Annotated in this window: 19 protein-coding genes and 1 tRNA gene; 11 read left to right on the forward strand and 9 right to left on the reverse strand. The window is 55.4% G+C overall.

The features are described 5' to 3' along the window. Positions 1-69: 69 nt before the first annotated feature. The 3 genes from ACZRMH_RS19905 to ACZRMH_RS19915 all read left to right on the forward strand — a co-directional run bounded on the left by ACZRMH_RS19905 (position 70) and on the right by ACZRMH_RS19915 (position 3,319). The gene (locus ACZRMH_RS19905; protein ID WP_464014891.1) at positions 70-1,320 is read left to right on the forward strand and encodes a lipoprotein-releasing ABC transporter permease subunit; all 1,251 of its coding nucleotides are present in this window, start codon (positions 70-72) and stop codon (positions 1,318-1,320) included. A 7-nt stretch (positions 1,321-1,327) separates the two neighbouring features. Further along, on the forward strand, positions 1,328-2,011 hold the full coding sequence (gene lolD, locus ACZRMH_RS19910) for a lipoprotein-releasing ABC transporter ATP-binding protein LolD (RefSeq protein WP_464014892.1): 684 nt from the start codon (positions 1,328-1,330) through the stop codon (positions 2,009-2,011). Positions 2,012-2,074: 63 nt separating this feature from the next. Beyond that, complete coding sequence (locus tag ACZRMH_RS19915; RefSeq protein WP_464014893.1) at positions 2,075-3,319, forward strand: lipoprotein-releasing ABC transporter permease subunit; 1,245 nt, start codon at positions 2,075-2,077, stop codon at positions 3,317-3,319. A gap of 36 nt (positions 3,320-3,355) precedes the next feature. Here the strand turns inward: ACZRMH_RS19915 and ACZRMH_RS19920 are convergent, their stop codons facing one another. Together ACZRMH_RS19920 and ACZRMH_RS19925 are read right to left on the reverse strand one after the other, a co-directional pair. Continuing rightward, positions 3,356-4,711 carry a heavy metal sensor histidine kinase gene (locus ACZRMH_RS19920; RefSeq protein WP_464014894.1) on the reverse strand — a complete coding sequence of 452 codons (1,356 nt, stop codon included), beginning with the start codon at positions 4,709-4,711 and terminating at the stop codon, positions 3,356-3,358. Next, positions 4,711-5,391, reverse strand: coding sequence for a heavy metal response regulator transcription factor (locus ACZRMH_RS19925; RefSeq protein ID WP_464014895.1), 681 nt, complete (start codon positions 5,389-5,391; stop codon positions 4,711-4,713). The genes ACZRMH_RS19920 and ACZRMH_RS19925 overlap by 1 nt, the downstream gene beginning before the upstream one ends. Positions 5,392-5,545: 154 nt before the next feature. Here ACZRMH_RS19925 and copI point away from each other — a divergent pair, with 154 nt between their 5' ends. After that, the gene (copI, locus tag ACZRMH_RS19930; RefSeq protein WP_464014896.1) at positions 5,546-6,082 is read left to right on the forward strand and encodes a copper-resistant cuproprotein CopI; all 537 of its coding nucleotides are present in this window, start codon (positions 5,546-5,548) and stop codon (positions 6,080-6,082) included. Positions 6,083-6,163: 81 nt separating this feature from the next. Next, positions 6,164-6,994 carry an NADPH-dependent 7-cyano-7-deazaguanine reductase QueF gene (gene queF, locus ACZRMH_RS19935; protein ID WP_464014897.1) on the forward strand — a complete coding sequence of 277 codons (831 nt, stop codon included), beginning with the start codon at positions 6,164-6,166 and terminating at the stop codon, positions 6,992-6,994. Positions 6,995-7,123: 129 nt separating this feature from the next. On the opposite strand, the gene ACZRMH_RS19940 is transcribed toward queF, so the two are convergent. Next, the gene (locus tag ACZRMH_RS19940) at positions 7,124-7,597 is read right to left on the reverse strand and encodes a peroxiredoxin (protein WP_464014898.1); all 474 of its coding nucleotides are present in this window, start codon (positions 7,595-7,597) and stop codon (positions 7,124-7,126) included. A gap of 13 nt (positions 7,598-7,610) precedes the next feature. Further along, a complete protein-coding gene (locus ACZRMH_RS19945) occupies positions 7,611-8,171 on the reverse strand; it encodes a glycine cleavage system transcriptional repressor (protein ID WP_019410656.1) in 561 nt (186 codons plus the stop codon). Positions 8,172-8,498: 327 nt separating this feature from the next. On the opposite strand from ACZRMH_RS19945, the gene dapA reads away from it, so the two are divergent. The 5 genes from dapA (at position 8,499) to ACZRMH_RS19970 (ending at position 12,196) form a co-directional block, all read left to right on the forward strand. Then, entirely contained in the window at positions 8,499-9,377 is an 879-nt protein-coding gene (dapA, locus tag ACZRMH_RS19950; protein WP_464014899.1) for a 4-hydroxy-tetrahydrodipicolinate synthase, read from the forward strand. Between the two features lie 17 nt (positions 9,378-9,394). Then, positions 9,395-10,510, forward strand: a complete 1,116-nt coding sequence (gene bamC, locus ACZRMH_RS19955; RefSeq protein WP_464014900.1) for an outer membrane protein assembly factor BamC — start codon at positions 9,395-9,397, stop codon at positions 10,508-10,510. Positions 10,511-10,514: 4 nt separating this feature from the next. Continuing rightward, positions 10,515-11,273 (forward strand): MBL fold metallo-hydrolase, encoded by a 759-nt coding sequence (locus ACZRMH_RS19960; protein ID WP_464014901.1) that lies wholly within the window; start codon positions 10,515-10,517, stop codon positions 11,271-11,273. 28 nt (positions 11,274-11,301) lie between these two features. After that, positions 11,302-12,015 carry a phosphoribosylaminoimidazolesuccinocarboxamide synthase gene (gene purC, locus ACZRMH_RS19965; protein WP_019410660.1) on the forward strand — a complete coding sequence of 238 codons (714 nt, stop codon included), beginning with the start codon at positions 11,302-11,304 and terminating at the stop codon, positions 12,013-12,015. Between the two features lie 91 nt (positions 12,016-12,106). Next, positions 12,107-12,196, forward strand: a tRNA-Ser gene (locus tag ACZRMH_RS19970). 318 nt (positions 12,197-12,514) lie between these two features. On the opposite strand, the gene ACZRMH_RS19975 is transcribed toward ACZRMH_RS19970, so the two are convergent. Next, positions 12,515-13,135 (reverse strand): recombinase family protein, encoded by a 621-nt coding sequence (locus ACZRMH_RS19975; protein WP_464014902.1) that lies wholly within the window; start codon positions 13,133-13,135, stop codon positions 12,515-12,517. A 400-nt stretch (positions 13,136-13,535) separates the two neighbouring features. Here ACZRMH_RS19975 and ACZRMH_RS19980 point away from each other — a divergent pair, with 400 nt between their 5' ends. Continuing rightward, positions 13,536-14,426, forward strand: coding sequence for a hypothetical protein (locus ACZRMH_RS19980; protein WP_464014903.1), 891 nt, complete (start codon positions 13,536-13,538; stop codon positions 14,424-14,426). Positions 14,427-14,627: 201 nt separating this feature from the next. On the opposite strand, the gene ACZRMH_RS19985 is transcribed toward ACZRMH_RS19980, so the two are convergent. The 4 genes from ACZRMH_RS19985 to ACZRMH_RS20000 all read right to left on the reverse strand — a co-directional run bounded on the left by ACZRMH_RS19985 (position 14,628) and on the right by ACZRMH_RS20000 (position 18,698). Beyond that, positions 14,628-15,092 carry a hypothetical protein gene (locus ACZRMH_RS19985; protein WP_464014904.1) on the reverse strand — a complete coding sequence of 155 codons (465 nt, stop codon included), beginning with the start codon at positions 15,090-15,092 and terminating at the stop codon, positions 14,628-14,630. Positions 15,093-15,415: 323 nt separating this feature from the next. Then, complete coding sequence (locus tag ACZRMH_RS19990; protein ID WP_464014905.1) at positions 15,416-15,895, reverse strand: hypothetical protein; 480 nt, start codon at positions 15,893-15,895, stop codon at positions 15,416-15,418. Between the two features lie 2 nt (positions 15,896-15,897). Continuing rightward, entirely contained in the window at positions 15,898-16,119 is a 222-nt protein-coding gene (locus ACZRMH_RS19995; protein WP_464014906.1) for a hypothetical protein, read from the reverse strand. A 1,070-nt stretch (positions 16,120-17,189) separates the two neighbouring features. Next, the gene (locus tag ACZRMH_RS20000; protein WP_464014907.1) at positions 17,190-18,698 is read right to left on the reverse strand and encodes a tyrosine-type recombinase/integrase; all 1,509 of its coding nucleotides are present in this window, start codon (positions 18,696-18,698) and stop codon (positions 17,190-17,192) included. Between the last annotated feature and the right edge of the window lie 24 nt (positions 18,699-18,722).

Below are 18,722 nucleotides of genomic sequence, written 5' to 3' on the forward strand. Positions count from 1 at the left end.
TCTGAGTGTAAAGCTGCTTATCAGGCCCCGCCACAAGGACGTCTTCTTTTCCCTCGAACAAGCCCCGACATGTTCAGACCTCTCTCTTTATTTATCGGCACGCGTTATACCCGTGCAAAGCGCCGCAATCATTTTGTGTCGTTCATTTCTCTGACTTCAATGATCGGACTTGCCCTTGGCGTGGTCGTGATGATTGTGGTGCTGTCGGTGATGAACGGCTTCGATCATGAGATGCGTACCCGCGTGCTGGGCATGGTGCCCCACGCGACCATCGTTGGTGATCAGCCGATCAGTGACTGGCAAGGCCTGGCCGCCAGGGTCAAGCAAAACCCCAAGGTGGAGGCGGTTGCGCCATTTACCCAGATGCAGGGTTTGCTGACCCATGATGGCAATGTGCAGAAAGTCCTGCTCAATGCCATCGACCCGGCGCAGGAGCGCAATGTCTCGATCATTGATCGATTCATGCAGCAGGGCCAGCTCGATTCGCTGACCCCTGGCAGCTTCGGCATCATCATCGGCGACAAGGCGGCGAAAAAGCTCGGTGTGGCGGTGGGCGACAAACTGACCTTTGTTGCACCCGAAGTCACCGTGACCCCGGCGGGCATGTTTCCGCGCATGAAGCGGTTTACCGTGCAGGGCATCTTCCATGTTGGCGCCGGTGAAATTGATGGCTATCTGGGCATCACCAACCTGCAGGATCTGGCGCGTTTGCAGCGCTGGAAACCCGATCAGGTACAGGGCCTGCGGCTGAAGTTCGATGACCTGTTCGAGGCGCCGCGTACCGCCTGGGAAATCGCCCAGCAGCTGGGCGAGAGTCAGTATTACGCTCGCGACTGGACCCGTACCCACGGCAACCTGTATCAGGCCATCCGTATGGAAAAAGCCATGATCGGCCTGCTGCTGTTACTGATTGTGGCCGTTGCCGCCTTCAACATCATTTCCACGCTGGTGATGGTGGTCAATGACAAGAAGGGCGATATCGCCATCCTGCGTACCCTGGGGGCGACGCCGGGCACGATCATGGCCACCTTTATGGTGCAAGGCACCGTGATCGGTGTGGTCGGCACCGCCATCGGTGCGGTGGTCGGGATGCTTGCCGCGCTGAATGTCAGCGCCGCGATCTCGGCCCTTGAAGGCCTGATCGGGCATAAGTTTCTCAATGCCGACGTGTATTTCATCGACTACCTGCCGTCGCAATTGCAGGCGCAGGACGTGTTGATGGTGTGCGGTGCGGCATTGCTTCTGAGTTTCCTCGCGACCTTGTACCCGGCCTGGCGTGCTGCGCGCACCCAGCCTGCGCAGGCGCTTCGTTATGAGTGAGTTGGGCATGAAAGAACAAGCAGTGTTGAGTTGCCGCGACCTGGGCAAGTCCTACGAGGAAGGCCCGGAATCGGTGGTTGTGCTGTCGGGCCTGCAGCTTGAGCTGCACCCCGGTGAGCGGGTAGCGATTGTCGGCACCTCGGGCTCGGGCAAAAGTACCTTGCTCAACTTGCTCGGCGGCCTTGATACCCCAACCTCCGGCAGCGTGTGGCTGGCAGGTGAAGAGTTGTCGGCACTGGGTGAAAAGGCCCGTGGCCTGCTGCGTAACCGCTCGCTGGGTTTCGTCTACCAGTTCCACCACTTGCTGCCCGAGTTCACTGCGCTGGAAAACGTCTGCATGCCGCTGTTGATCGGCAAGACGGCGATCCCCGAGGCCCGTGAGCGAGCCACTGCGTTGTTGACCCGTGTCGGTCTGGGCCATCGCCTGGAGCACAAACCGTCGGAACTGTCAGGTGGTGAGCGTCAGCGTGTGGCGATTGCCCGTGCCCTGGTCAACAAGCCGGGGCTGGTGATGCTCGACGAGCCGACCGGCAACCTTGATTCGCACACTGCCCAGGGCATTCAGGATTTGATGCTGGAACTCAGCACCTCGATGCGCACGGCGTTCCTGGTGGTGACCCACGACATGAACCTGGCCCGCCAGATGGATCGCGTGCTGCACCTTCAGGAAGGTCGCCTGACCACGATCTGATCGGCTAGTACCCGGCGCCTGCCAGCGGGCGTCGGGTCTTCAATTTTTATACGGTGCCCGCGAATGTTCAGACCGTTATCGATTTTTATCGGCACGCGCTATACCCGCGCCAAGCGCCGCAATCGTTTTGTTTCGTTTATCTCCATGACATCGATGATCGGCCTCGCCCTCGGTGTGCTGGCGATGATCGTGGTGTTGTCGGTGATGAACGGTTTTCAGCGTGAAATGAGTAACCGCATCCTCGGCATGGTGCCCCATGCGACCATCGTTGGCGTCAAGCCGATCGATGACTGGCGCCCGGTGGCCGAGGCGGCAATGAAAAACCCTGAAGTCACGGCCGCCGTACCGTTTACCGAACTGGACGGCATGCTGTCATTCAAGGGGTCGATGCAGCCGATCCAGATCAGCGGTATTGATCCGGCGCAGGAAGGCAAGGTGTCGATCGTCACCCAGCACATTGTGCAGGGCAGCCTTGAGGAGCTGAAACCCGGCGAGTTCGGCGTGGTGCTGGGTGATCTGACGGCGCGGCGTTTTCGTCTGGCAGTGGGTGACAAGATTACTCTGATCGTGCCCGAGGCCAGCACTGCGCCGGGGGGGATTACCCCGCGCTTGCAGCGTTTGAATGTGGTGGGCATCTTCAAGGTCGGGGCTGAACTGGATGGCACCATGGGCCTGATCCATATGGCCGATGCTGCCGCCATTCAACACTGGGATGAAAACCAGGTGCAAAGCGTGCGCCTGGCAGTCAAGGATCTGTATGCGGCACCGCAAGTTTCGCAACAGGTTGCTGCGGGCCTCGGGGCGCAATACAAGGCGGACGACTGGACCCATACCCAGGGCAGCCTGTTCAGTGCCATGAAAATGGAAAAAACCATGATCGGTCTGTTGCTGCTGATGATCGTGGCCGTGGCGGCGTTCAATATCATTGCCACCTTGATCATGGTGGTGAACGACAAGGGTGCGGATATCGCGATCTTGCGCACCATTGGCGCGACGCCGCGGCAAATCATGGCCATTTTTATGGTGCAGGGCACGGTGATCGGTATCGTCGGCACCTTGATCGGTGGCGTGCTGGGGGTGATTGCGGCGCTCAATGTCAGCGAACTGGTGGGCTGGATGGAGCGGGTCACCGGGCAGCATATCTTCAGTTCCGACGTGTATTTCGTCAGTAACTTGCCGTCAGAGTTGCAAGGTGGCGATGTGGCATTGATCTGCGGTGCGGGTTTTGTGCTGAGCTTCCTGGCCACGCTGTATCCGGCGTATCGGGCGGCGAAAATCCAGCCTGCACATGCTTTGCGCTATTCCTGAGTATCGTCGTCCTTACCCTTATTTGTGTGAGCGGGCTCAAGTATTATTCGGCAGGTCAATCACAAACCGCGTGATCCCTGCCTGCGACTCACAGCGAATCTGCCCGCCATGGGCGCGAATGATCGACTGGGTGATCGCCAGCCCCAATCCAGCATGTTCACTGCTGCCTTCGCGCCGCGCCGGATCAGCCCGGTAAAACCGGTCAAACAGGCGTGGCAGCAGTTCTGCAGGAATCCCCGGACCCGTGTTCTCGATGCTGATGCTTACGCTGCTCGGCAAAGCCTCAATCAGTACCCTGATTGCGCCACCTGCCGGCGTGTAGCGCAATGCATTATCCAGCAGGTTGGAGAGGGCGCGGCGCAGCATGCTGCGGTCGCCGGCAATCTGCGCGCTGCCCTCACGGCTCAGCTCAATCTGCGAGTCCTCAGCCAGCATCGCGTAAAACTCCAGCAGTGCCTCCACTTCATGGCCCAGCTCCAGCGGCTCGCGGCGCGGGGTGAGCAGGCCGTGGTCAGCCTTGGCCAGATACAGCATGTCGTTGACCAACTGCGCCATCCATTGCAGCTCCTCGAGGTTGCTGTGCAGCGCTTCGCGATACTCCTCGATGCCCCGCGGTCGGGTCAGGGTCACCTGGGTATGGGTCAGCAGATTGGACAGCGGCGTGCGCAGCTCATGGGCAATATCGGCGGAGAATGCCGACAATCGTTGGAACGAATCGTCCAGCCGCCCAAGCATGGCGTTAAAGGCCGTGGCCAGGTCGGCCAGTTCGGCAGGCATTTGTTCCTGGGGCAGGCGGGCGTTGAGGGAGTCAGCCGAAACGCTGGCTGCAATCGCGCTCATGCGGCGCAAGGGGCGCAAGCCGCTACGGGCCGCCCAGGCGCCGAGAATCGCCGTAGCCAGCGCTGAGAGGCCGACAGTCATCCATATCAGTCGCTGCATGCGTTGCAGAAAGTGCTGGTGGTGGGTGATATCCAGTAGCAGTGTCAGATGAGGTGCATTTGCGTTGTCGTTCTGCGGTACCAGAACCCGGTAATCGGTACCGTTGATCTGCAGGCTGCCCAGTCCCGGCCGGGTTTCAAGCGCCAGGGGCAGGCGCGGCGAGCTGTCAAACCACAGATGCCCGTCCGGGCCGCGCACCCGCACTGCAAGTTCCGGCTGGTGGGCCAGATCCTGTAATAGCGTCGGCAAGCGCAGGGTGAAGCTTTCCAGGGTATCGGCCCCTTGCAGTGTGCTGCGCAGGACTGCCAGGCGGCTTTCCATCAGTTGCTGGTCGAGTTCGACAAAGTGCACTTCACTGGCCCGCCCGAACAGCACCCCGGCAAACAGCGACACCACGGCGGTACAACCGGCAAACAGCAGGGCCAGACGACTGCTCAAGGACAGGCGGCGCATCAACTGCTGCGCTCCTCAAGTACGTAGCCCATGCCGCGTACGGTGTGGATCAGCTTTTGTTCGTGGTTGTCGTCGATTTTCAGGCGCAGGCGGCGAATCGCCACTTCGATCACGTTGGTGTCGCTGTCAAAGTTCATGTCCCACACCTGTGAAGCGATCAGGGACTTGGGCAGTACTTCGCCCTGGCGGCGCAGCAGCAGTTCCAGCAGGGAAAATTCTTTGGCGGTGAGGTCAATACGCTGACCGTTGCGCTCGGCACGGCGGCGGATCAGGTCCAGGCGCAGATCGGCCAGTTGCAGGCTGGTTTCCTGTGGTGTGTTGCTACCACGGCGCAGCAGGCTGCGCACCCGTGCCAGCAGCTCGGAAAAGGCGAACGGCTTGACCAGATAATCATCAGCCCCCAGCTCCAGGCCGTGGACGCGGTCGTCCACGGCATCGCGGGCGGTCAGAAACAGCACTGGTATGCTCAGCCCTGCGCCACGCACGGCTTGCAGGATTTGCCAGCCATCGCGACCGGGCAACATGACGTCGAGAATCAGCAGCGAATAATCGCCGGTCAATGCCAGGTGTTGCCCGGTAATGCCATCGGCCGCCAGTTCGGTGGTGAACCCGGCCTCGCTCAAGCCCTGACGCAAATACTGCCCGGTTTTGATCTGGTCTTCGACAATCAGCAGTTTCATGATCGACTCATCGTAAAAATTAACTTCAGCCTTATACCCTGCTGTACTTGAGGTAGGGCCAAGCTGACAAAGTTGTAATCTTACTGTCAGTTGAATGCCAGTACCGGGGTTTTAGAGTAGTGACAAGCCTGATCTTTAGTTTCTGGGAGTAAGTATGACCTTAGGTTTCCGTTTGTCGCTCGCAGGCTGTTTATTGGCCCTGAGTTTGCCGGCTCTTGCATCGCCTGTCGGGCATTACGATTTCGGCCAGCCCGCACCGGCGGCCAGTGCTACCCGCACGGTGGAGATCGACATGACCGATATGGCCTTCACCCCCAAGTCGCTGGACGTGAAGGCCGGTGAGACCGTGCGCTTTGTACTGATCAACAAAGGCCAGCTGCTGCACGAATTCAATCTGGGCAATGCGGCGATGCACGCGGCCCATCAGAAAGAAATGCTCGAAATGCAGCAAAGCGGCATGCTCACCCCAACCGGCATGAGCAAAGGCGGCATGGATCATTCGGCCATGGGCCACGGTTCGATGGATATGCCGGGCATGAAGCACGACGACCCCAACAGTGTGCTGGTCGAGCCGGGCAAAACCGCCGAGTTGACCTGGACTTTCACCAGGGCTGACAACCTTGAGTTCGCCTGCAATGTGCCCGGCCACTACCAGGCCGGCATGGTCGGCAAGGTCAAAGTTGCGCCTTAAAACGCCCTGATCGTCTGTGAACGCTGAAAGCCTGGCTTAAACCCGATAGAATTACCGGGTTTTTCTAGCCAGGTTTTCCTCATGCATCCCGCCGCCGAACATTCCCCGCTGGGCAAGTCCAGTGAATACATCAGCACCTACACCCCGTCCTTGCTGTTCCCGATCCCGCGTGCGGCCAAATGGGCAGAGCTGGGCCTGAGCGCCGAAACCCTGCCCTATGTCGGGGTGGATTTCTGGACCTGCTTCGAACTGTCTTGGCTGTTGCCATCGGGCAAGCCGGTGGTGGCCATTGCCGAGTTCTGCTTTGCCGCCGATTCGCCGAATATCGTCGAGTCCAAGTCCTTCAAGTTGTACTTGAACTCGCTGAACCAGAGCGTGTTTGCCGATACCCCAAGCCTTGAAGCCACATTGCAGGCGGATCTGTCAGCTGCTTCGGGCAAGCCTGTCAGCGTGCGCGTACGCAGCCTGGATGATTTTCAGGCGGATGGCGTAGGCGTTTTGCCGGGTGTGTGCATTGATGATCTGGATATCACGGTCAGCGATTATGCGCAGCCGCGTCCTGAATTGCTCAAGTGTGATGATTCGCAGGTGCTTGAGGAAAGTGTCTACAGCCACTTGCTCAAATCCAACTGCCCGGTTACCAGTCAGCCGGACTGGGGCACTGTGGTGGTCGAATACCGTGGTGCGGCGCTGGACCACGCCAGTTTGCTGGCGTATCTGGTGAGCTTTCGCCAGCATTCGGACTTCCACGAACAGTGTGTGGAGCGGATCTTCCTCGACCTGCAGCGTTTGCTCAAACCCGAGAAGTTGACTGTGTATGCGCGCTATGTGCGCCGTGGCGGGCTGGATATCAACCCGTACCGCAGCACTGAAGCGGTCGAGTTCCAGAATGTGCGGCTGGTGCGTCAGTAACTCTGAGAATGCCTTAAATACTGTGGGAGTCTGGCTTGCCAGCGATTGCTTCGACACGATTGTTCAGATCCATCGAGCAGTCTGTATCGCTGGTAAGCCAGCTCTCACAAAGGTATTGAGCAGATAGCGTCAGCCGTTATGCAGCGCCCTGGCCTGCTCCAGCACTGCCTCGACATGCCCCGGCACTTTCACGCCGCGCCATTCGTGACGCAATACGCCGTCCTTGTCGATCAGGAAGGTGCTGCGGTCAACGCCCAGGTATTCCTTGCCATACAGCTTTTTCAGCTTGATCACGTCAAACAGCTGGCACAGGGCTTCGTCCTTGTCGCTCAGCAACTCAAACGGAAACGCCTGCTTGGCCTTGAAGTTCTCATGGGACTTGAGGCTGTCGCGGGACACGCCGAACACTTCGGTGTTAGCCGCCTGGAAATCGGCGTAATGGTCGCGAAAGCCCTGACCCTCGGTGGTGCAGCCCGGCGTGCTGTCCTTGGGGTAGAAGTAGATCACTACCTGCTTGCCCTTGAGCTGCGACAGGCTGATGGTTTTTTCACTCGTTGCCGGGATCTGGAAATCGTCTACGGGTTGGTCAATTGCAACAGCCATTGAGTCGGTTTCCTTACATCGGGTTCTGTGGGCGCCACGGTTCGATCAGTGCATCCAGGTTCAGCGCGTCGGCGAAGTCCAGGAACTGGTCACGCAACCAGCTGATTTGTACGCCAGCCGGCAAGGTCACGGTAAACGTGGCATTGAGCATGGTGCCGCCGGTCTGTGGGGCCTGATAGGTGTCGCATGTCAGGTTTTCCAGCTCAACGTTGTGGTCCATAAAAAACTGGCACAGCTCGTTGATAATGTCCGAGCGGTAGGCCGAACTCACGTAGGCCACATAAGGCAAGGCTTGCGGGCGGGTTTCCAGGGCGGCACTGCGCACTACATTGACGCTGAACGCGTGCTTTTTCGCCAGCGCAGGCAGGCCTGCTTCAAGGCGCGCCAGGGCGTCCCAGCTACCGGTAATCTCCAGGACCAGCGCACTGCATTCGCCATGGCGAGTCAGGCGCGAGGTCACGACGGCGCAGCGATTTTCATGGCTGGCGCGACACAGGACGTTAGTCAGCTCCATTGGGTTGGCGCCAAGGGCACTGATGACAAGGAATTGTTCGCGGACTGTGGGGGTGGACATGCAGCCTTCCTAAAACGATGAGCGGTCAGTACGGTCGATGGCAGGCAAGTTGAATATCAGGTAACACTTGAACATCAGAAGCCCGTCAATACAGCGTTTCAGGCGGTTTGCAGGCTCTGCAAACCGCGCTCGGCGGCGTTTGGGCGGGGCTTTTGGCGCTTGCTGAAAGCCTGTGAAACAGACTTGCGCACACATCAGTACCAATCAAAGGGTGAAGGGTAGCGAAAAGCAACGCTAAGGGGAATGCTCATCGGGCGAGCTGTTGCTTGTGCAAGGGTCATGGCGCCAGTACCATTACGGCTCTCTTTTTCCGGCAGGAGCGGTTGCATGATTGCGGGCAGTATGGTGGCACTGGTCACACCTATGGATGCACAAGGTCGTCTTGATTGGGACGCTCTGAGCAAACTGGTGGACTTTCACCTGCAAGAGGGCACCAACGCCATTGTTGCCGTTGGCACTACAGGTGAATCGGCAACTCTGGATGTGAACGAACACATTGAAGTGATTCGTCATGTCGTCAAGCAGGTTGCAGGGCGCATTCCGGTGATCGCCGGTACGGGCGCCAACTCGACGCGTGAAGCGATCGAACTCACCACCAATGCAAAGGCCGCTGGCGCCGATGCATGTCTGCTGGTGACACCGTATTACAACAAGCCGACCCAGGAAGGCTTGTATCAGCACTTCAAGGCCATCGCCGAAGCTGTCGATATCCCGCAGATCCTTTACAACGTTCCGGGCCGTACCGCCTGCGACATGCTGCCGGCTACCGTCATTCGCCTTTCCACCGTGCCGAACATCATCGGCATCAAGGAAGCCACCGGCGACCTGACGCGCGTACCGGCCATCCTGGCAGGCGTGAGCGATGACTTCCTGGTGTACTCCGGCGACGACGCCACGGCAGTCGAGCTGATCCTGCTCGGCGGCAAGGGCAATATCTCGGTAACCGCCAACGTTGCCCCGCGTGACATGAGCGACCTGTGCGCCGCTGCGATGCGTGGCGATGCCGTCACTGCCCGTGCGATCCACGAAAAGCTGATGCCGCTCAATAAAACCCTGTTTATCGAATCCAACCCTATCCCCGTGAAATGGGCTCTGAGCGAGATGGGCTTGATGTCGGACGGTATCCGTCTGCCACTCACCTGGCTCAGCGAGCCTTGCCACGAACCGCTGCGTCAGGCAATGCGCCAGTCCGGTGTTTTGGTTTAATTGAGGAAGCACTACGCATGAAGCGATTGGCCGGACTTTCCGCACTAGCCGTGATTATTTCGAGCACCAGCGGCTGCGGTTGGCTGTGGGGTCAAGACGGGTACTTCCGTGACCGTGGCAGCGATTATCTGGAAGCGCGTCAAACCGCTCCGATGCAGTTGCCGCCAGGTGTCCAGACTGACAAGCGCCTTGTGCCGCTGTTGCCGATCCCGAGCAACGTACCCGACGACACCGTCACTGGCGAGTTTCAAGTGCCGCGTCCGCAGCCATTGGCGGTTACCGCCAGCGCCAGCGACTTCAGCCTGCAAAAAAGCGGCGACAGCCGTTGGGTGATGGCGCAGCGTTCCCCGTCAGAAGTGTGGCCGGTAGCGATGCAGTTCTTCCAGGACAACGGCTTCCGCATCGATGAACAACGCCCGCAAACCGGCGAGTTCACCACGAGCTGGCAGCGTGCTGACGAGCTTTCGGCGCCGATGGCCCGTCACATTGGCAGCAGCGGCCTGGCCGCCGACAGCGAGACCCGCCTGCGGGTGCGCATCGAGCCGGGTGTGCAGCGCAACACCAGTGAAGTCTACGTTGTCAGCGCCAACCGCCCGGCGGGCAGCACTGCCAACGTCGACTTCGGTAACCGCTCGGTCAACACCGGTCTGGATGCAGCCCTGGTTGATGAAATGCTGATCAGCATGAGCCGTAACGCCGAGAAGGGCGGTTCGGTGTCGTTGCTGGCTGCGCGTGATTTCGACACCCCGGCACGTGTGACCCTGAGCGAAGACGGCAGCGGTAACCCGGTGCTGACCCTGACCGAAGACCTCGACCGTGCCTGGTCCGGTGTCGGCCGTGCGCTTGAACAGGGCGAATGGCGCGTTGAAGACATCAACCGCACATTGGGCCTGTACTACATCAACCTTGCCGAAAAAGCCGAGAAAAAGGACGAGAAACCTGGTTTCTTCTCCGGTCTCTTCGCCAGCAAGCCGAACAAGGAAGAAGTTGAGGCCCGTGCCCAGCGCTACCAGGTTCGCCTGAGCAAGGTCGGTGATAGCGTGCAGGTGACTGTCGAAGAAAACATCAACACCGTTGCCCCGCCAGAAGTGGCGCGCAAAGTGTTGGGCGTGATTCAAGACAACCTGGGCTGATTCTATGCGTTTTGCCGTTCTCGGCAGTGGTAGCCAAGGGAATGGCACGCTGATAGCCAGCGACAGCACCTATGTACTGGTCGATTGCGGTTTCTCGTTGCGAGAAACCGAGCGTCGCCTGGCCCGGTTGGGCGTTAGCGCGCACCAATTGAGCGCAATTCTGGTAACCCACGAACATGCCGATCACGTGCATGGCGTGGGTTTGCTGTCTCGGCGCTACAATTTGCCGGTGTATATGAGTCGTGGCACACAGCGCGGGATGCGCAAACCCCTGGAGCCTGCCGGTTTTGTGGCAGGTGGTGAGACGCTGCAGATCGGCGCGTTGAGCATCAGCGTGACCCTGGTTGCCCATGATGCCCAGGAGCCTACCCAATATGTGTTCAGTGACGGCAAGCGGCGTTTTGGCTTGCTGACCGATCTGGGTTCGTATTGTGCTGGCGTGCTGGACAGCTACAGCGGCCTGGATGCACTGATGATCGAGGCCAACCACTGCCGCGACCTGCTTGCCCGTGGTCACTACCCCGCTTTTCTCAAGCAGCGGGTAGGCGGCCAGGAAGGACATTTGAACAACCACCAGGCCGCAAGCCTGGTGGCCGAGTTGGGCTGGCAAGACCTGCAACACCTGGTGTTGGCCCACCTCAGCAGCAAGAACAACCTGCCGCAGCTGGCCCGGCAATGTTTTGTCGACACCCTTGGGTGCGACCCGGACTGGCTGCAACTGGCCGATCAAGATTCAGGGCTCGACTGGCGCACAATCGCCTAGCCCACCTACTTAGCATGCGGAGCCCATCATGGAAAAACGTGAAGAACTCTATCGCGGTAAAGCGAAATCGGTTTACAAGACCGACGACGAAAACCGCTTGATCCTGCTGTTTCGCAACGACACCTCGGCGTTCGACGGCAAGCGTATTGAACAACTTGATCGCAAGGGCATGGTGAACAACAAGTTCAACGCCTTTATCATGCAGAAACTCGAAGAAGCCGGCGTGCCGACCCAATTCGACAAACTGCTGGGCGACAACGAATGCCTGGTCAAGAAGCTGGACATGATCCCGGTCGAATGCGTTGTGCGTAACTACGCGGCCGGCAGCCTGGTCAAGCGTCTGGGTGTGGAAGAGGGCATGAAACTCAACCCTTACACCTTCGAACTGTTCCTCAAGGACGACGCCAAGGGCGACCCGTTTATCAACGAATCCCACGTAGTGGCATTTGGTTGGGGCACTGCCGAGCAACTGGTTCGCATGAAAGAATTGTCGCTCAAGGTCAACGACGTACTGAACAAACTGTTCGACGACGCGGGCCTGCTGCTGGTGGACTTCAAGCTTGAATTTGGCGTATTCCACGACGGCAGCATCGTCCTGGGCGACGAATTCAGCCCGGACGGCTGCCGTCTGTGGGACAAGGCCACTGGCAAGAAAATGGACAAAGACCGCTTCCGTCAGGGTCTGGGCGACGTAATCGAAGCCTACGAAGAAGTTGCCAACCGCCTCGGCGTCCCGCTTTAAGCAGTAAAGGCGCGCAAGCAACTGATACAGCGCGATTTTTTTGAAAAAAGGCTTTGCCATAATCAAAAATCGCGCTATGATTCGCGCCGTTGGAGAGATGCCAGAGTGGCCGAATGGGACGGATTCGAAATCCGTTGTACTGGCGACAGTACCTAGGGTTCGAATCCCTATCTCTCCGCCATACATAGAAAAGCCCCGTAATTCAATGAGTTACGGGGCTTTTTGCTTTTCGATTCTACTACTCATTTCTACTACTCTAGCCATCCCAAATATTTTTCCAGTCGCCACTTTCCAATCAGCTTGGGTATCTGGTGGTGGGGAATCCTTGGTGGGATAGGAACCTTGTCGAACAAGTACCTCAATCTGGGCGGCTGGCAGCTCAGGTATTCGGCAAAATCCCGTTGATCCCTCTGCTGTGCACACTAGGAGCGACGTTCGTCATCTAACCTAGGTTGACCCCTTACCTAGGCCTTATCGAGGCTAGATGGGCGCAGGGGCCTTACGCTGTCTCTTTCTTGATTCGATACACGGTGGCGACACCGCATCCAGCCAGTTTGGCAATTTCATCAGCAGACATCTTTGGATGTTTCTGCATCAGTGACTTGACCTTTTCCCACTTGGCGGCGTTCCTGCCTTTGCCTGCTGGCTTCCATTCAGGATCAGCAGCCTTCTTATTCTCCAACCCTTGCTTGATGCGCTCCACACGCTTCTCTTGATCCAGTCGTGCCATGGTTGCCATCAGGTCGATCAGCATGTTGTTGATCACGTCCATGATTTGCCCGGTGATTCCTTTCGCTTCAACCAGCATGTGACTCGTGGGTAAATCTGCAACAACAAGACGCAACCCCTTAGACTTGATAGTCGCCTTGAGCGTGTCCCAGTCAGCTTGGGAGAGGCGACTCAGACGGTCAACAGACTCAACCAACAACACGTCACCACTCTCGGCAGTATCGAGCAAGGAAAGCAGCTCAGGACGGTTGAGTTTGGTTCCGCTGATGTTCTCGGCGTACACGCCAGTAATGGTCAGCCCCTTCTCAATAGCGAATGCCTCAAGGGCCACCTTGGCGCGGTTGGCGTCTTGGTCTTTGGTGGAGGCTCTGAGGTAAAGGTGGGCGTTCATTGCTGATTTCCTTTTGGCTATCTGATCGATAGACAAATGATAATCCTATCGAATAGCCTTGCACAATAGCTATCTGATAGTTATTTGCCACCGTCTATCGCACTACCGTTTAGGTAGAGTACTTCGATAGTGGGTGATTGCTGACTGAGGTTTGGTTTGCTTGCGCTGGAATTCAGGGAAGGCTGAATTCCAATGTTGTGACTGGCGGTATAGCCAAGGAGGCTGTAGCGGAGGTCATGCTGGGGTTGTTAAGTGGACAGCGTAAAATGGAGAGCAGCGGTGTACATGCGGCTTCTCTCGTTGCTCTTCGGTGTATGCTTTGGGAACTCTTAAATCTCAGGAAGGCAGGCATTCAATGGTTAGTCGGAAGAGAAACGATGGCCGTAAATTGGAAAGCATCGTGACCTACATCGAGAGTCTGCGACTTCCAGAGGGTTGGACAATAACACCAAGAGTGCTTCGTAAAAGCGAGGCAGGAGGAACTGGTGGTGAGCTTGATATCCTGCTCAAAGGTAAGGTCGGTACGATTGATCTTACCTGGCTTATCGAGTGCAGAGATCGGCCATCCGCTGGACCGGCTCCTGCATCATGGATTGAGCAGCTCTACGGTAGGCGGCATAGATACAATCTGTCCAAAGTGACAGCGGTATCTACGACTGGCTTTAGTCGTCCTGCCTTGGAGCTGGCGTCGAAGTTGGGTATTGATACTCGTGAATTCAGGGAGCTCTCCTGTGCTGAATTTAAGAGCTGGCCTGAGCTGGTGGGCATGATGCACCGAACTGACCTACTTAATCTGCAAAGGGTTGAGTTTGGTGTGAATACGACTCCAGCCACTCATACAATGGATAGCTTGGCAGAGGCGATGCAGCGCGATCAGGCTAATCAGGTGCTTCGTGAGCTCGCAACAAATGATGAAGTAACTCCTCTTTCCATTTTCAAAAACACCTTGGATCGCCATCCGGAGCTTTTGGAGGGGTTACAAGTCAATGGGCCTGCGTTGCCAATTTCCTTCGATGTGACCCTCAACGACAGTCATGTGTTGGATACAGCCCAAGGCCCAGTAGCAATAGCTCTCCTAAGATTCACGGGGAGTCTCCTGCGTACCGAGGAATCTAGACCTTTGGCTTTTTCGGGCAAGTATTCACGTAGTCAGACAGGAGAGGAGATCGGGCATTTGAGGATGTACGAGCCGCATGATGTTCTAGGACTGAAACTCCAGACGGAGATCCATGAGTCGCCCGATGTCGAAGGTGCCACAATTGTACTTAGGCACATTGTGGCCCCTGACTGATATCCACCGTGTTCGTGTCAGGCTGGTATTTCACCAGATTTGGAACTCTTCTAATGAGTTTCTCTAAGCAAGAATGGCTTTAATGTAAGTCATGCTGTAGTGGGAACAGAGCGCCAGCGATGTTCTTGCTCTGGTCTTATTGTTCTTTCTATATAATGGGTGTTCTACACCTATATGTAGGCGTGTTTTAGGAAGAGCTTTTCAGCTCGCCTTGTACTGGAGGGTGGGATCAATCAGTGGCTTGTTTAGGACGCTCCAGCGGCGCACTGAAGGCTTCTCAAAGAACTCTGCAAGGTTGTGAGCTGGTTCACGTTTGATTGTGGCAGCAGCGCCATCACGGCGACTATCAGGCAAGCCACGACCGAGAGTGTTCATTGGTTGCTTGAATGTTTTACAAGCCAGCTCAGTGAGTCCATGAACCTTGCCAGTTGTGTAAATGACCAAGATGGCTTGCACCCCATCTTTATCCAGCAACTGGATGCGGCAAAGGAAGGGCTGATCTGGTACATGCTTCCTCAGGGCTTCCTTGAATCGCACTTGCTCCGTTAAAAGACCAACGCTGTCTTCTGGGGTGGCGTAGAAGAGGGTGTGCTGGTAACGCCACTGGGTGCTCAAGTGGAATTTTAGGTACTGTCGCACCGTTCTGTCTGATGGGGATTCGCTCAATTTTCAGTCCTTGTTCATGTATACCTATACTGCATCTCAGCTCATGCTTTTTGTGCGACCCCACAGAATCTAGCAAACGCCCGCCAGTAAAGGCTGGGGCTGGCAGATTCAAGGCGGAGTTTTTAGGTGAGGATTTTAGGTGGTTTTCCGTAGTATGACGGTAAATCGCCATTTTAGGAAGGAACAGAGAGTGTGTGTAACCACCTGAGAGGAGGAGCCCGCAGGCATCGGCACCAGAGCACGTCTGTACGTGTAATCTGAGGATCTAGCAGGGTCGTTATGCCCTGCTTTAAAGCCTGATACTGCCGTGCTTACTGAAACTCTTACTCAGGAAAGTTGAGCGGCTGGTAACAACCATCGGCTTCTTTTTGCAGTCTCGCCAGTAGTTTGTCCCTAGTCGCTTGTTGAGCCTTTTGCTGTTTCAGCTCCTCTGTTTGTACAAGCTGCTCAAACAATAACTTCTTGTAAGACTCATGAGATGTCTCAAGCTCCAGCCGGTATTTAGCCTTCACATCATTAGTAATCTGAAGTAAGTCATCAGCCTGCAAAGCTTCAGGCTTACGCATTGAAATCGAATAGTCCATTGGACTGAGTGAGCTAGGATAGTCTGTCAAACTGAACCCTTCAGCAGCTCGGTCAATTATGTTCTGAAAGAATTCCTTGGGGTGGCTCCCTCTCACTGTAATACAGCTCAGGCTGGTTTGAGTATATGCAAACTGGTGGGCAGCTACTCTATTATCAAGTTCCTCTTGGTTGAACTGAAGCGGGACACCACTTACGACGATCTTGTTTGTTGATGACATTGTTATACTCCTCTTTGTTTAATATGGTGGATTGCTTTGGCTACGATCAAGGTACGATAAAGGTCATCGCTCATCTTGGTTTTGGCTACCTTGGTATGGGTAGCGGTAGCAGTGCTAGTTGAAATCTTAGTTTCAACAACTGTTGTTACTTGGCTAGCTTGTTTGTTCTGTCTACGGAACTGGGCTCTCTTAAGTTGATCGAGAAATTGCTGTGGGGAAGTCATGATTGATCCTTCTGTTGAGTTGGTTGGGGGGGTAACGTTCCGATGTATCGAAGATAGGCAGACATAAGGCCAAAGTCGCCTTTCAAGTCCACGGAATACGTGGCCTGTAGCCGTGCAAAACATCGACCCTGTAGGGTAGGTAGGGGCTACCCCTTTTATCTCGTTTGGGCCAATGTTTCCGCGAAGGATGGGCTCAGTAAAGCAAGCTCTCCAATGCCAACTGCTGCCCCGTTGCGGGATCGTTTATTTAGCAGTTTGTAGTATCGAGACAGTGTTGTATTACCTATCTCAATAAACTTGTGTATAGAGTTGCTGGCTGGCAATGAAGAGGAGGTAATGATATTGGTTATGAGACTAGACTGGGTATTGCAAACTGCGTAGTTCAATTATTGTTTTCCTTGTGTGTTATTGCCTTCCATCTCCTTGTAAGTGGTTAGCGGATTGTTGGGGGTGTTGTTAAGCTACCTGGCTCATGATGTACCCGTTAATAAGCTGTCCAGCATCGCTGGCTTTAGCTTTCAATGTTGCAAATACATCGCTCGGCATTTTGAGCAAGACACTTACCTGTTTAACCTTCGCTGCTTGTACTGCTCGCCAAGCGATTGAGCGACAAGCTGATGAGCAATATTTTGCGTGGGAGTTATGGTTGCTAAGTGAGATGTTGCATACAGCACAGGCGTTATGATTAGCCATAGATTTACCTCCAAGGGATTGGTGAGTTGTGTTCTGGGTTGGTTTGAACGTGTTTTATCGTAGATAAAAAGAAAGGTCCACGAATGGACCTTTTAGGAGGGAAGAGAAGGTTGCAATGAGAATGCAGCCCGGAACCATAGGAGCGAATTCCGTAACCCACAAGCCAGCCATCACCAAAACAAGAGGTAAAAATGATGGGGCCTAAGAGTTCCTCTCTATAAGAAACATATTATCACGAATGATAATCATTGTCAATAGCCTGAATGAAATTGATAGCTCTTCTTAATCGAATTTCCCTACCGATGCTGGTAGCGGCGTTAACGATTGAAGTTGAAGCCAAGGTTGCTCAAGACAGCTTGTCCTTGCTTCGTGCGCTTTCACTGAAAGCTGTAAGAGAGCAGGTTTATAGCATCTTGCTTTTGCTTGAAAGAACATCCGGCGCTGTAGACGTTAAAAGTGAACGAAGGGTTTTCATGCCCTATGATGTACGGAATAACATCTATGCCAACTCCGGCTTGATGGAGAAGGGTGGTTGCTGTTTTTCTGATGCTGTGGAACACGTGCAGCCTGCTAAAGGCTTTAGACTTCAGACGCCCAAACTGCTTACCGAGCCCATCAAGTCTATTGCCGTTTTTGTTTGTTCCACCCTTGAATAGATAGCCATTGTTCTGGTTTGCAGAGTTTGAGCGATCTTTGTAAAGGGCTACAAGGGCTGGGTTAAGTGGTACTTCTCGCACACCTGCTGCTGTTTTAGCCTCGGTGATTCTGAATCCGATTGGCTCCCCGTTCTCATCGAACATGGTGTCCTCAGGTTTTAGGCGTCCAATTTCTTCAAGTCTCGCCCCGGTGTAGGCAGCAAAAGCAATCAAGTCTTCTAAGTCCTTTTTGCCTTTCTCCTTTGCCATCCTGTGAAGCTGCTCCACTTCCTCACGAGTGAACGGGATGTAAGATTCTCCTGCCGCCTTACCAGTTTTGGGAAGTTCGTGACCGTCGAAAGGGCATAGCTGGCCTTTGAATTGATCTCGGAACTGAGCGTTGTACTTTATCGCCCACTTCCAGAAGTCTCGTCCCGACCACATGTAGTTCGTGAGTGTCTGACGAGCACCACCTTGGGCATTTAAGAACCTGTGAATTGTGTCGAAGGTGAGCGGGGCACCTTCAGTCGTCAGGAACTTAGATATCTTCTCAATGCGAGCTTTATGGCTATCACGGGTTTTCCCTGATTCGATTTGAGTGACTAGGTGCTTTGCCCAAGCCTCAATCATAGGCGCGGTAATTGGGGATCGTGGCTTGTAGGTCGTAGGGTCGCGCATAATGCTCCGCGCTTCCTCTTCTTCTTTCTCCGAAAGATCGTACTCATCAGCAATGCACGCTGCTTCAATATCCCCGATGATCATTTGGCGCTCGTTGGTAATATCAATTCCCTCGCCAGCAGTCCCACCGTATTCATAAAATTCTAGGAGTCTTTTGCTGTTGTTGGTTACGCGCTCAGCTAGATCAAACCGACCATTTTCCCGTAGGTCGTTTACTATTTCTGGGAGCGCCTCAAACCATGAAATGTCAGCCGGGGTAGCATCGGGACTCAGCGGGGTGAATATCTTTGTTACGGCATCGGTTCGCTTCTGCTGCAAATCTAGCCCAATCGTGTGCTGGGCTAGCCGCCATTCATCTCCGCTGCCAGCTTTAGACTCTCGTGCTGCGCGGATGTCAGCTTTCCACTGAGTAATCCAAGGCAGGCGACGTTCCATTGCCTCTGAGCGAAGGCCTGTCTTTAAGGTATGAGTGAAAACACGACGATTGCCTAGCGCTCTTCTCACATCCGCTGGGATATCCAGTTTGACGTACCACGTCGATTCGCCTTTCTTCTGGAAAATATAGTCAGCCATACGGGATACCGAGTGTGAGTAGTG

The organism is Pseudomonas sp. B414 (genome assembly GCF_055408445.1).